The sequence below is a fragment of the Azobacteroides sp. (SeqCode) genome, from assembly GCF_055395615.1.
The window spans coordinates 911,210-925,884 of sequence record NZ_AP014701.1; the positions used below are offsets into that span (position 1 = coordinate 911,210).

General features: G+C 28.4%; 10 protein-coding genes, 1 tRNA gene and 1 pseudogene. 5 read left to right on the forward strand and 7 right to left on the reverse strand.

Features of this window, described 5'->3' with window-relative positions; translation table 11 throughout:
- Positions 1–8 precede the first annotated feature (8 nt).
- Together pyrF and ACZ5QM_RS03640 are read left to right on the forward strand one after the other, a co-directional pair.
- On the forward strand, positions 9–836 hold the full coding sequence (gene pyrF, locus ACZ5QM_RS03635) for an orotidine-5'-phosphate decarboxylase (protein ID WP_464182717.1): 828 nt from the start codon (positions 9–11) through the stop codon (positions 834–836).
- Positions 837–840: 4 nt separating this feature from the next.
- Positions 841–2,070 (forward strand): HD domain-containing protein, encoded by a 1,230-nt coding sequence (locus ACZ5QM_RS03640; protein ID WP_464182718.1) that lies wholly within the window; start codon positions 841–843, stop codon positions 2,068–2,070.
- Between the two features lie 421 nt (positions 2,071–2,491).
- Here ACZ5QM_RS03640 and ACZ5QM_RS03645 read toward each other — a convergent pair.
- From ACZ5QM_RS03645 to tsaE, 5 genes are all read right to left on the reverse strand, one after another.
- A tRNA-His gene (locus ACZ5QM_RS03645) sits at positions 2,492–2,567 on the reverse strand.
- Positions 2,568–2,672: 105 nt separating this feature from the next.
- Positions 2,673–3,497: a glutamate racemase gene (murI, locus tag ACZ5QM_RS03650; protein ID WP_464182719.1), complete on the reverse strand. Its 825-nt coding sequence runs from the start codon at positions 3,495–3,497 to the stop codon at positions 2,673–2,675.
- Positions 3,498–3,529: 32 nt separating this feature from the next.
- Positions 3,530–4,027 carry an OmpH/Skp family outer membrane protein gene (locus tag ACZ5QM_RS03655; RefSeq protein ID WP_464182720.1) on the reverse strand — a complete coding sequence of 166 codons (498 nt, stop codon included), beginning with the start codon at positions 4,025–4,027 and terminating at the stop codon, positions 3,530–3,532.
- 68 nt (positions 4,028–4,095) lie between these two features.
- Positions 4,096–6,576, reverse strand: a complete 2,481-nt coding sequence (locus ACZ5QM_RS03660) for a BamA/OMP85 family outer membrane protein (protein ID WP_464182721.1) — start codon at positions 6,574–6,576, stop codon at positions 4,096–4,098.
- Positions 6,577–6,633: 57 nt separating this feature from the next.
- The gene (gene tsaE, locus ACZ5QM_RS03665; RefSeq protein ID WP_464182722.1) at positions 6,634–7,041 is read right to left on the reverse strand and encodes a tRNA (adenosine(37)-N6)-threonylcarbamoyltransferase complex ATPase subunit type 1 TsaE; all 408 of its coding nucleotides are present in this window, start codon (positions 7,039–7,041) and stop codon (positions 6,634–6,636) included.
- A 306-nt stretch (positions 7,042–7,347) separates the two neighbouring features.
- Here tsaE and ACZ5QM_RS03670 point away from each other — a divergent pair, with 306 nt between their 5' ends.
- Complete coding sequence (locus tag ACZ5QM_RS03670) at positions 7,348–10,185, forward strand: PD-(D/E)XK nuclease family protein (protein ID WP_464182724.1); 2,838 nt, start codon at positions 7,348–7,350, stop codon at positions 10,183–10,185.
- Positions 10,186–10,589: 404 nt separating this feature from the next.
- On the opposite strand, the gene murC is transcribed toward ACZ5QM_RS03670, so the two are convergent.
- Both murC and murG read right to left on the reverse strand, forming a co-directional pair.
- Positions 10,590–11,978, reverse strand: a complete 1,389-nt coding sequence (gene murC / locus ACZ5QM_RS03675) for a UDP-N-acetylmuramate--L-alanine ligase (protein ID WP_464183334.1) — start codon at positions 11,976–11,978, stop codon at positions 10,590–10,592.
- Between the two features lie 63 nt (positions 11,979–12,041).
- Positions 12,042–13,088 (reverse strand): annotated as a pseudogene (gene murG, locus ACZ5QM_RS03680) (undecaprenyldiphospho-muramoylpentapeptide beta-N-acetylglucosaminyltransferase); the annotation flags it as partial.
- A 313-nt stretch (positions 13,089–13,401) separates the two neighbouring features.
- On the opposite strand from murG, the gene ACZ5QM_RS03685 reads away from it, so the two are divergent.
- The gene (locus ACZ5QM_RS03685; protein ID WP_464182726.1) at positions 13,402–14,178 is read left to right on the forward strand and encodes a thiazole synthase; all 777 of its coding nucleotides are present in this window, start codon (positions 13,402–13,404) and stop codon (positions 14,176–14,178) included.
- A gap of 99 nt (positions 14,179–14,277) precedes the next feature.
- Positions 14,278–14,544: a hypothetical protein gene (locus ACZ5QM_RS03690; protein WP_464182727.1), complete on the forward strand. Its 267-nt coding sequence runs from the start codon at positions 14,278–14,280 to the stop codon at positions 14,542–14,544.
- Positions 14,545–14,675: the final 131 nt, after the last annotated feature.

Here is a 14,675-nt window from a genome sequence, read left to right on the forward strand (position 1 = left end):
ATCATTTTATGACCAAGCAACAATTATTTAATAATATTGTAAAAAAACAATCTTTTCTTTGTATAGGATTAGATACTGATATAAGGAAAATTCCTCCCCATTTACTAAAAGAAGAAGATCCTATTTTTTCTTTCAACAAAATCATTATTGATGCCACTCAGCAGTACTGTATAGCTTATAAACCAAATTTAGCTTTTTATGAAGCATCAGGTATTAACGGGTTAATTAGCTTAATAAAAACAATAGAATACACTCGAAAAAGTTATCCTGAACATTTTATAATTGCTGATGCAAAGCGAGGAGATATAAGTACTACATCAGAGATGTATGCCCGTTCTGTATTCGACTATGCAGATTATGATGCAGTAACAGTAAATCCTTATATGGGAGAAGATAGTATCAAACCTTTTCTTACTTATTCCAATAGATGGGTAATTTTATTAGTATTAACATCAAATGAGGGTTCACATGATTTTCAACTATCTGTTGACTCAACAGGTAAATACCTTTTTGAGAAAGTATTACAAAAATCAAAAACATGGGCAACAGATGAACAAATAATGTATGTAATAGGTGCAACGCAAACTGAAACATTAAGTAATATCCGAAAAATTATTCCTAATCATTTTTTATTAGTACCTGGTATAGGGAAACAAGGAGGAAATTTAAAAAATGTGGCAAAATACGGAATGAACAGTCATTGTGGTTTAATAATAAACTCATCTAGAAAAATTATTTATGCTGACTCTTCTAAAAAGTTTGCAAAAGCAACCATTCAAGAAGCAAAAAAATTACAATCAGAAATGGCAGAATATTTGATGAAATATATACCTTGAATTCATGAAAATCTATCATCCTAAAAAAATAATTAATGATCCTGTTTTTGGATTCATTAATATCAATGATAAATTTATTTATAATATTATTCAGCATCCTTATTTTCAACGTTTGATGCGTATTAGACAACTTGGATTAACTTATCTAGTTTATCCAGGAGCTCAACACTCTCGAATGAATCATTCACTCGGAGCAATGTATTTGATGAACGAAGCTATTATTCAACTACGTTCTAAAGGACATTTAATTACTTTTAAAGAAAAACAAGCCGCTTTAGCTTGTATTTTGATGCATGATTTAGGGCATACTCCTTTTTCCCATGCTTTGGAAAATATATTAGTAAAAAATATTTGTCACGAAGAAATTTCTTTATTACTGATAGAAAAAATTAAGAAAAAAATTGGGAATAGGCTAGATTTAGCTATTTCACTTTTTAAAAATGAATATCCTAAGAAATTTCTCCACCAATTAATTAGTGGACAATTAGACGTAGATCGGTTAGATTATTTGCGAAGAGATAGTTTTTTCTCAGGTGTTACTGAAGGCAATATTGGTTCAGCTCGTATTATCAAGATGTTAAACATAAAAGATGATCGTTTGGTTATAGATGCCAAAGGAATTTATTCTATAGAAAATTTCCTTATGGCAAGACGATTGATGTTTTGGCAAGTTTATTTGCATAAAACAGTGATTGCAGCAGAGAAAATGTTGATAAATCTTCTAAATAGAGCACAACAATTAGCAAAACAGGGAGTAGAGTTATTTGCTTCTCCTGCTTTACATTATTTTCTTTACCAATCTGTTGATAAATCTATTTTTCAAAATGAATCGCAAGCAATAGAACATTTTATCAATTTAGATGATAATGATATTCTTTCTGCAATGAAAGTATGGTCTCAACACGATGATAAAATTCTCTCATTATTAAGCAATAATTTATTACATCACAAATTATTTCAAATAAAAATAAAATCTACTCCTTTTAACATCTCATACATTGAGAACAAGCAAAAACAAATTGCAGACACTTATCATATTTCATTTCAAGAGGCAGTTTATCTTATGGCTCACGATGAAATATCTACTGATATGTATGACGAAACTGACGATAGTATAGATATTTTGTATAAAGATGGTACTACACGAAACATATCAAAAGTATCTGATATGCTAAATATTCAATTATTAGCTAAAAGAATCAAGAAATATTATTTATGTTTACCTCGTAATTGATAATAATCATACACATTTAATAAATTATATCGGAAAATAATAAATTTGTCTCCCAGTAAATTTATTTATATTGATACTTGTATTTATGTTAATTAGTCACAATTGGCATAAAGGCATTTTAATCATCTTAATTCATATCTCAAAGATATATATAGAAAAAAGGAACAATCACAGAAAATGAAGGGAAACATTGTATGAGAGTATACGAAAACAATCTGTTCTTGTATTTGAAAATTCTGAATATTTATATTTTTCTTAGCAACATTATTTTTGTTAGAAATATTTTGACTGTATGTATAGCGAGAAAAATTCCCTACAGCATTTCGGAATAATGAGACTTTTAGTAAAAAGTAATCCTAGATTTGGATGTTGTTATGAAGAACCAACATCCATTAAAATCAAAATAATACAAAAACCAACTGGGTGGAAGATGGGATTCGAACCCACGACCATCAGAACCACAATCTGACACTCTAACCAACTGAGCTACGACCACCATATAATCAGATACAAAAATAACTTTTTTTTATTTGTAATTCAATGAACTTTTCTTTTAGCTATTAGTTTCTTTAATAACTGATACCAAGTATTTTAGTATTCTTTTATTTTAAACCAATTCGGTGAACATCAATCTTTTTTCCTTTTAAGAAAATATCAGCCATACTTGCAAATTTCTTTTCCGATTCAGTAGTATAAAAATATTCCACACCATTTTTAGAACAATGCATATCAATTTCTGGATGTCGATATAAGTAATCAACTAAACTTTTAGCAACATATTCTCCTTGTGACAGAATAGAGATTGATTTTGGCAAACACTGTCTAATTTTAGTTTCTAAGAAGGGATAATGAGTACAACCTAAAATAAGTATATCAATTAGTGGGTCTTTGTTTAAAATGGAATCTATATGCTGTTTGATAAAATAATCTGCACCGGGTTTATCGTATTCGCCATTTTCAACCAAAGAAACCCACATAGGGCAAGTTTCTTCAGTTACAACAATATCTGGAAATAATTTCCGTATTTCTTTAGAATAAGAATTAGAAAGAATCGTTCCTTGTGTTCCTAATACACCAACATGACGTGTCTTAGTTAGTGTACCTACAGCCTCCACTGTAGGACGAATTATTCCCAACACCTTTTTTTGAGGGGCGATATTAGGTATATCTTTTTGTTGAATAGTTCGTAATGCTTTTGCTGATGCTGTATTACAAGCTAAAACGACCAAATAACAACCTATTTCAAAAAGCTTTCTTACAGATTGTAATGTAAATTCATAAACAATTCCACATGAACGCGTACCGTAAGGAGTACGCGCATTATCACCTAAATACAAAAAATCATATTCAGGCAAACAATGACGCATTTTTTCAAAAATAGTAAACCCTCCATATCCTGAATCAAATATTCCAATAAATCCTTTCATCTAAATAATTTCGGAATTAACAAATTATAAGTTTATTTTAATTTTAGCTTTTGTTTTACAAGAGAAGTAACATTAAAAGCAGTAGGATTAATATACAAAAATACTTCTCCCTCAAATATGTAAGTGCACTGATGTTCTTCACCTATCATTTTTATAGCCTCTTGCACTTTCCTCCGAATAGGATAAAATAATTGTTCCATCATTTGTTGTAAATGTTTTTGAGATTGTTCACGAAAAATTTCTGATCTCTCTTCAATATCTTTAATTTCTTGCATTCTTCTCATTTTAACACTTTCTACAAGATTATCCACTTCATTTTGAAACAATTCGCATTTTTTCTTGTACTCCTCTTCTAAAATAGTCATTTCATTTTGTATTGCCGTTTGGATTTTCTTTATAGAATCTTGCATTTGAATATATTCAGGCATAATTTTAATTATTTCGGAAGAGTTAACGTAAGCAATTTTTTGCTGTGCAAATACTCCTGTAATAGCCAATAAAAAAGCAAATGACACAATATTTTTTAACATTTTTAACTGGAATTATTAATTCCATTCATAAACTTTAAAAAAATAACTACGAAGTTATGACCTATTTTTTAAAATTCTTGACCTAAAATAAAATGAAATTGTAATCCTGAAATTTTAATTTCAGAATTACCAAATGGTTCATCAAAACCATAAGCCAAATCACCCCCTACTAAACCAATTATTGGAAAAAAGATACGAATGCCCATTCCTGCCGATCGCTTCAAATAAAATGAAGTAAAAGGGCTAATAGCCGTCCATGTATTACCTGCTTCTATAAATGCTAATCCATAAATAGTAGTCGTTTGTTCAAGTACAAATGGATAACGTAACTCTAGAGCTAATCTTGTATAAATATTTTTAGGTGTATCTGTGTTAGGTTTATAGCCTCTCAACCCAACTGTTTCATTAGCACATATTGTAGAATAACCTGCAATTCCTTCACCTCCCATACAAAAATTTCCAAAAAGATTATCTCCTAAAGGATAATTAAAACCGTATTCAATACGACTCATCAAAACTGGTGTATATTTTGATTTTTTCCTATCGACTAGTGGAACAAATATTTTACTTTTGAATTTCCATTTATGGTATTCTATCCACTTCCACTCTTTATCCTTCCAGGAAGGAAATAATGAATAAGGTGGAGTTGTATTAATAGATAAAGAAGAGATAGAACCATAACTCGGATATACCTGGTTATTCGTAGAGTTACGGCTTAATTCTAATCCTAAAGCTATACTATGTGCTATACCATTATGAATAGGAAAATCTTGCCAGTTTTCCAACTGATAATGTTGATAAGAAAGTTCAGACATTAAAATAAAATAATCACTGAGCCAATTCAATTTTTTACTATAACCTGTAGAAAAACCAAATATGTTTAACAACGTATCTAATGTATTTTTTTTCGTTTCTGTCCTATAGTTAGCATTCAAAGATAAATTATTTGGACGTTTACCACCAAACCATGGTTCTAAAAACGAAATACCAAATGAATGATAATTTCCATTGGTTTGAGCATTTAAAGTTAATGTTTGGCCTTCTCCTTGTGGAACAATTCCTTTATATTTTTTAGGACTAATCAAATTTTTTATAGAAAAATTTGAAAATTTCAAATTCAAACACCCAACAATTCCATTATCTTTTCCTCCCCATCCTGCTGAAAATTCAAGTTGATCATTTGCTTTAGGTGTTAAATTATAATTAATATTTACCATACCAGTTTCAGAGTCAATAATAGGTTGAATATCAATTTTTTCTGAATCAAAATAACCCATTTGAACTATCTCATGTGACGAACGAGCTAGTACCTCTTTACTAAATAACTGTCCTGGTTTTGTTAGCAATTCTCTACGGATAATATCTTCATAAATCCTATCATTTCCATTAATAAAAATATGATTAATAGATGCCTGAATACCTTCTGAAACAGAAATTTCCAAATCTATAGAATCATTCTCAATACATACTTCTATTGGACTTATGGAAGAAAAAATATAACCTTTATTATAATACAAATTAGACACAGCATATTCATTCATCAAAAGTCTCTCATTGATTTTTTTCTGATTATAGATATCGCCTAACTTCATATCTAATATACTATTCAATTTTTCAGAAGAATACAATGTATTTCCAATCCAATTAATATTACGAATATAGTATCTACGACCTTCGTTTATTGTCAAATAAATATCTACTTGACTATCATTGATAAAAGCTATACTGTCGTTAACAATACAAGCATCTTTATATCCTTTTTCATTATACTTAAGAATTATATTTTCAATATCTTCATTATACCTCTTTTTAATAAATTTTTTAGAATTAAAAATTTTTAGTAAACTTAATTTCGGTCTTTTTCTTAAAGAAAATTCTTCATTAGTACTTTGCATTACTGTTTTTAGATCGTAATCTGACAATACATTATTCCCAATAATATGGATACATCTAATTTTAGTTTTTTGATTTTTGTTCACTGTAATGTCTAATATTACTTTCCTCTTATCAACAATATTATTTTTTTGTTCTATCCTCACTTCGGTGTTGCTGAACCCTTTTTCAAAAAAATAATCTTTTATTCGTTTTTCAACACAATTAATTAAGCTCAATGTTAATTGAGAACCACTATTTATACCTATATTAGTTTTCAACTCTTCTTCTTCATTTTTTTTAATTCCCATAAAATTAACACTGGATATAATCGGATTAGGTTGTAAAACAATTTCAAGCCATATGCTATCTGCTGTTTGCTTGGTTGCTAAAATTTTTCCCCATGAAAATAAACCTTGTCTCAAAAGTGATTTAAGTGCAGACGTGACTTTATCTCCAGGTACATTTACTTTATCTCCTATTGAAAGCCCTGATATATTTGTTAATATAGAATCTTCGTAATTGTAACTTTCCACTCCTCTAATTTTTATTTCTGCAATAGTATATATTTTATTATTACTTAAATCATACGTAATAGCCTGATCTTTGTCCATTTCCCTTGCTTGTAAGCAAAAAAAAGAAAAGAACAAAAAAAGTGACAATATTATTTTTTTCATTAAAAAACTTATAACATTACAAAAAATAACAAATAATTTCAAATTACTATTTAATTGCTATTTCCAATTGATATCTCTTAATCCATCTAATTGTTCTTCTATATTCACAAATATTGTCTTTTTAGGTAAGATACTTTCTATTTTGTCTGCCCATTCCATAAAACACAATTCTTCATTTTCAAAATAATCTTCTATACCAATATTAATTACCTCTTTTATATTTTCTATCCGATAGAAATCAAAATGATAAATATAATTTTCTAAAAATTCTGAATAATATTTATTTATAATTGAAAAAGTAGGACTATTTACCATATCTTTTACACCTAATACATCACAAATTTCTTTTATGAATGTTGTTTTCCCAACTCCAATCCCGCCAATAAAAGCAAATACTTTGCTATCCTTCATACAAGAAACAAATTTTCTTGCAATCACAGGAAGCTCTTCTAATTTTAGTCCCATTATAATTACATTTAAAAAGTAACTATACAACTTTGTACATATCTTTTTTTATCTAATCTTTTAATCTTCGACTTGCTACAATAAGCATTTAAACAATGCAAATTTGCAAAATTCTATTAAAAATCAATCAATTTTATAAATATCTATAAAAAAATCTTTTGAAAAGTTTAAAAAATCTACAGGATTTGGTGAAATATTTTTTTTAAAAAAACGATTACTTTTATATAAAGTTATTATTTTGATGGGGAATTTTTATCAATATAATATAGGATTTAAGTTTTTTTATTTTTCTTTCACGTATAAAAAATGAATAAGTGTTTTCCTATTTCTTTTCTTAATCTGGTTGCAAAAAATCTTATTTCTCGTTTTGGAACAAATCTTTCAGATATTGTTGTGGTTTTTCCAGGTATGCGGGCAAAATTATTTCTTAATAGTTACCTTTATCAGCACGTTAAGACTTCTTTATGGTCTCCTCAATACAAAACTATAGAAAGTTTGTTCGAGGAATCTTCATCTCTTCAAATTAGTGATAACATTTCATTAATTTTTGAACTTTACAAAACATATAACCAAATACACAATAATCATTTTAAAAAGCCTTTTACAGAAACTTTAGACGATTTTTTTTTTTTCGGAGAAATGCTTCTAAATGATTTTGATGAAATAGATAAAAATAACGTAAATGCAAAGGTTTTATTTAAAAACTTGCAAGATTTAAATGCATTACGAGATAACTTTCCTCATTTGTCTGAAACCCAAATTCAAACTATAATTCGCCATTTCAAATTTACTTTCCAGGGGAATACATTATTACAAAATAATTTTCTCAATATCTGGAATGTATTAGGTGAAGTATATATTTCTTTCAAAAAAAGGTTAATAAAAAAAAATATTGCTTATTCCGGAATGTTAATGAAGCAAGTAATAGAAAATATAAAAAATCTTTTCAAAGAAAAACACTATGCCTTTGTGGGATTTAATGCATTAAATAAATGTGAAGAACAATTATTTGAACAATTAAAAGAGAAATCTTCCTTTTATTGGGATTATGATAAATACTATCTAGAAACTGAAGCGGGACAATTTATAAAAAAAAATATTTATAAATTTAGCTCATTTTTACCTCCTCAGCAATTTGATGTTTTTTTACACTCAGATAAAAAAATTACTTTTCTGAGTTCTTTTTCTGAAAGTGGTCAATCGGCAGTTATTCCACAGTGGATAGACTCTTTAAAGAGAGAATCTTCCTTTACAAAACCTGACTCGGCAATTGTATTGTGTAACGAAGCAATTTTACCGACAATAATACACACTATCCCATTTGATAAAATAAAAAATATCAATATTACAATGGGCTTTCCAATTGTACAAACAGCTATTAGTGGATTTCTACAAATACTCATTGAAATGCAAACTAAAGGGTATCGTTCTTCAGATCAATCATTTGGATATAAATATGTGCTTCCTGTATTAAGGCATCCTTATACAATTCTTATTTTCCCAAAGGCTCCTGAAGTAGAAAAAAGATTAATAAAAAAAAATATTCTTTCCCCTACATTAATTGAACTACAAGATGAAATTCTTTTTACCTATGCCCCAGACACATTAAGTTTAATAGAATATCTTTTAAATATTATAAAAAAAATAGAACAACTTCATAAAAATGAAAATGTAAATATATACGCTGGATTATATCAAGACTCCATTTTTCACTCTCATTTAGTTATAAATCGTTTATATGAAATACTATCTACTGAAAATTTTAATATTAACAAAACAACCTTTTTTCGTTTGTTTAAAAAATACTTCTCTAAAATAAAAATTTCCTTTAATGGAGAACCTGTACAAGGACTACAAATAATGAGTATGCTAGAAACTCGTACATTGGACTTCAATAATTTATTAATTTTTAATGTTAACGAAGGACATATTCCTGGAGGTAAAAACGAAAACACTTTTATTCCTCAATTTTTGAGAAAGTATTTTGGAATGAATACTATTGAACATAACGATTCTATATACGCTTACCATTTCTATCGGCTAATTACCCGAGCAAAAAATATCACACTTATGTATACTACAAACAAAACACAAACAGGTAAAGCTGAATTAAGTCGGTTTCTTCTACAATTATTAGTAGATATTCGATTAAAAAATTACATTGAACGATTTGCTTTACAAGCAAGTATTATTCCTATGCATTTTCAACATGTCACAATAGATAAAGACAGTTTTTTGTTGGAAAAAATTAAAAATAAATATGACTTAAATACTAATTTACAAGCTAAAGCTTTATCGACAACAGCTTTAGCTTGTTTTTTTTCTTGTTCATATCGTTTTTACTTAGAATATATTCAGGAATTAAAAAATAAAGAAGAGCTAACTTCTGAAATTGACAATTCTGTTTTTGGCTCTATATTTCATCAAGCTGCTAAACTTCTTTACAAAGAGATTGGTATAAAACAAATTGATTTCAAAATTCTTAACTCTTATATTCAATTTCCAAGACGCATACGAAATATTGCGTTAGAAGCTTTCCAAAAAATTTTTTTTAAAAGATATGTTAAAGAAAAAGATTATAGTGGAGAACAGTTAATGAATTTACATATCCTCTGTAAAATGTTAGATCGTTTAATACGATTTGATCAAAAACATATACCCTTCTCAATTCTTGAATTAGAATATCCCATAAATGGAATTTTCTCACTTAAAAGAGAAAATATTTGCGTTAATATCAATGGAATTATTGATCGATTACAAAAAAAAGACGGAAAATATATCATCATAGATTATAAAACTGGCTACAAAAAAAATTCTCTCAAAAAATTATCCGAACTTTTTTGTAGCAAAAATAAAGACATTTTTCAAATTTTTGTCTATTCTATGCTCTTTTCTCAAAAAGAGAAAGAGAAACCTATAATACCTTCTCTATTATATATCCAACAAATTACTAAAGAAAAATATTCTCCAATTTTAACTTATGAAAACACACCTATAAACAATTTCAATAAATTTAGAATTGAATTCAAAAATTTACTCTTTAAAAAAATTCATGAATTGTTTAATCCTAATATTCCTTTTCAACAAACTAAAACAATTGAAAATTGTAAATATTGCAATTTTCAAGAACGGTGTAATAAATAATATTTAATTCAAACAGAAATATTATTTATTAATGGGCGGTACTAAATACTTTGGATAGTATCCTCCTCGAGGAGCCACCGATATTCGTGTATAATAGTAGCAATAAATATCAAAACCCATTTTAAGGGCTTTAAAAGTTGGGAAATGTATTTTAGTAGGGGGGGGGAAATAGACAGAATTACATTACATAGTGATTGTGGTTGACCTACTTCATCTAAGAAATTGTGTGGAAAGCCATTAAGGTATTTTAAATCGATTTGATTGAAGTTAATTAAAAAACATATGAAATAATTTAATCTTGTTATTGCAATAACAACTCTTTACACATAAAGAATAAAAATTTCTCTATGAGCTAATACTAAACTAATCGTATTAGTTGGATAAGATTGAGGGCATGGAAATAATTACCGACAAGTCATTAGAGCCATTTTCAATGGATCTATCAATAGTTCAACATCCCCTGCTCCTACAACTAAAATTACATCTTTCTTTTGTTTAACAACAAAAGAAACTAAATCGCCGTGATTTACTAATTGTTTATGAGGCATAGTTAGTAATTCCAGTATCATCTGAGAAGAAGTATTAAAAATTGGCTTTTCTCTTGCTGGATAAATTGGTAATAAAATTACTTCATCTGCTAAAGATAGGGATTGAGCAAACTCTTTGTAAAAATTATTAGTACGAGAATAAAGATGTGGCTGAAAAATAACTGTTAATTTTCTATCAGGAAATAATGTCCTTATCGATTTTACAGAGATTTCTAATTCATGTGGATGATGGGCATAATCATCCACTAAAACTAAATCATTAGTTTTTATGTGGAAATCAAAACGTCTCTTAACTCCCATAAAAGATAGCATAGCTTGCTTTAATTCTTCGACAGTTACACCATTAAGCCAAGATACTGCTAAAGCGGCAATGCTATTAACAATATTAATTTCTATAGGTATACTTAACTGAATATTTTCAATAATAGTATTAGGTGTCAAAAAATCAAAATGAATTTTTCCATTATCCATACGTACATTTTGTGCATAAAAATCAGGTTTATTCCCCCCTCTTACTTTTGAAATATCTCCACAATAACGATATATCTGCACATTATCTTGCAAACGGGGAATAATATCTACTTCTTTTTCCATTAACAATATTCCACCCTTACGAATTAAAGAAGTAAAATGTTCAAAAGCTCTTTTGTAATTTTCTTCTGTACCGTAAACATCTAAATGATCAGTATCTACAGAGGTAATCACTGCAATAAAAGGAGAAAGCCAATAAAAAGAATGGTCATATTCATCAGCTTCAATGACAGTTATATCACTCGTATCTGATAACAGTAAATTACTATTATAATTTTTTAATATACCTCCTAAAAACGCACTACAATCTATTTTTGATTGTTTTAACAAATGAGCAATCATAGAAGATATAGTAGTTTTTCCATGTGTCCCTGATATACATATCCCTCTCTTAGTTTTTGTTATTTCTCCCAAAAGTTGTGCTCGTTTCACAATGTTAAACCCTTTATTACGAAAATAAGTCCATTCTGAATGATTATGTGGAATAGCGGGAGTAACTACAACTAATGTTTTTTTTTTATCTTTGAATAAATTGGGAATCAAACCTATGTTATCAACATAATGGATAGACGCTCCTAAATTATTTAATTGTTTAGAAAGAATAGACTCCTCCTTATCATACCCAGAAATATTTTTCCCTTTAGCAAGAAAATATCTCACTAGATTACTCATACCAATGCCACCTGCTCCAATAAAATAGATATTTGACCAAATATTTTCACAATAACTCTCAATTCTTGAAGGATGGAGTTGGAATATTTTCTCTATTTCATCTACAATCTTATTCGCTGAGTCTGGTAAGACTATTTTCAAAATGTTTTTGCTTAATACATTTAATGCACCTTCATCTTGGATAAGTTTTAATACTTTTGGAATTAATTTTTCAACAGCTTCTCTATCAAAAACCATAATAGCAGCATTTTTCTGTACTAATGCTGCAGCATTCTTCTCCTGATGATTTTCTGCCACATTAGGAGATGGAACAAGAATAGTTGGTTTACCTAACAAACATAGTTCGGATATAGACTCTGCTCCTGCACGTGAAACGACTAAATCTGCTACTGAGTATGCTAGATCCATACGAGAGATAAATTCTGTAAAATAAATATTAGAAGGTAATGTATCTATAAAAGGGGACAAAGGTTTTCCAGATTGCCATATTAACTGTAAATCCCCTTCTCCTATTATCTTCATTGAAGATAAAATACTTTCATTGATTGTCTTTGCACCTAAACTTCCACCAATTATTAAAACAGTTTTTTTTTGGGGATTTAATCCAAAATAAATATAACCCTCTTTCTTTTTTTCTTTAGTAATTACCAAATCCTGACGAATAGGATTACCAGTAAGTATAATTTTTTTTTTTGGAAAAAATTTTTCCATTTTATCATAGGCAACACAAATTCGCGCTGCCTTTTTTGCTAATAACCTATTAGTTATACCAGCGTATGAATTTTGTTCTTGGATTAAAATTGGAATACCTTTTCCCGCGGCAGCTTGTAATATTGGACCACTTGCATAACCACCTACTCCGATAGCAATATCGGGTTGAAAATCACTAATAATCTTATAGGCTATTAACAAACTATTAAACAATTTCCAAAGTACGGGAATATTTTGAAATAAGTTTTTTCGATTGAATCCTGCAATAGGTAATCCAATAATTCTATAGCCAGAATTAGGAACAAGACTCATTTCTATACGATTTTCAGCTCCAACGAATAGTATTTCAACGGATGGATATCGTACTTTTAACGTTTCAGCAATAGATATGGCAGGAAAAATGTGTCCTCCAGTACCTCCTCCTCCAATAATAACTTTCATTAAGCATTAATTTTGAGTTAACAATATAATATTTGAAATACAGGGGTTTATAGTACAAGATATATATTGTAATTGTGCAATTTTCATATACTTGACATTTTTTAAAAAAAAGAATTGAACAAAAAAAATTATCAATAGGAAATGTTTTTTTTGAAAAAATCATTAAATTTATACACTAGGGGAGGCTTCATCTAGATTTTGAAAACTGTCTTTTTTAATTAAAAAAACATAATATAATACAAAGTAACTGATATTTAATGTAATCACAAATCATTAACTCACTGTATTTCGTTAAAATTTATAATGTTCGTTTATGAACAAAGATTTATTGAATATTGCAGGATTGACTTTAAATAGTCGAATTTTTATAGGAAGTGGAAAATTTCCTAATAATAGGCTCATTCCTAAAATTATACAAGCTTCACAATCTCAAATAATAACTGTAGCTGTAAGAAGATTTGATTTCAATAATCCCAATGAAAATATTCTCGAATTTATACCTAAAAATATTTTTTTAATGCCTAATACTTCAGGAGCAAAAAATGCAGAAGAAGCTGTTCGAATCGCGAATATTGCTCGAACTGTTGTAAAAACTGATTTAATAAAGATAGAAATAATGACCGATAATAAATATTTGTTTCCTGATAATTATCAAACAGCAAAGGCATGTGAACTTCTCGTCAAAGAAGGATTCAAGGTATTTGCTTATATGAATGCAGATTTATACGCAGCACGTGATATGCAGAACGCTGGAGCTTTAGCAATTATGCCTTTAGGAGCTCCAATAGGGACAAATAAAGGATTACAAACAAAGGAAATGATACGGATTTTAATTGAAGAAATAGATACTCCTATAATAGTTGATGCAGGTATTGGAAAACCTTCTGATGCTTGTGAATGTATGGAAATAGGTTGTACAGCTGTAATGACTAATACTGCTATATCTTCAAGTGAAAATCCTATTTTAATGGCGTCAGCCTTTAAATATGCAGTAAAAGCAGGTAGAAAGGCATATCTTGCCAAACTTGGAATAGTCTCAAATACAGCGAAAGCATCGTCTCCTTTAACAAACTTTTTAAATGAGAAATAGTAACTGAATTATTATATTAATTACAGATAGAAAATTTGAGAATGAGACCTTATGCTGTATAATAATCAATTAATTCAAATACACAGTTTCTAACTAATCATGGGAGAAAAAGCGAAAGAATTATCACAACATTTATCAGAATTAATAGATAAAGAGGTCTATGTAGATCGTATGTTACAAAACAAGAGTGGGGAACCATTTAATAATTTAATTATTCAAAGAGACAATTTAAATGATAAAAAATCTATCTGGTTGAAAGATTTGAAAGGTAGAGAACGAGAGGTATTGAAACTCATAAATAATATTTTAAAAGAGAAAATAAAAGAAGAAAGTGAACAATTGTTGGAAGCGTTACAACAACTGTGATTAAGAAGCATATAAATACTCGTTTTTCAGAAAAAATCAAAATATTGTTAAAAAACATTCAATACTAATGGGGAGATGTATCTGTCTCAAACCGAGACAGATACTTTTGGGGAAGATAGAGAGATAAATAA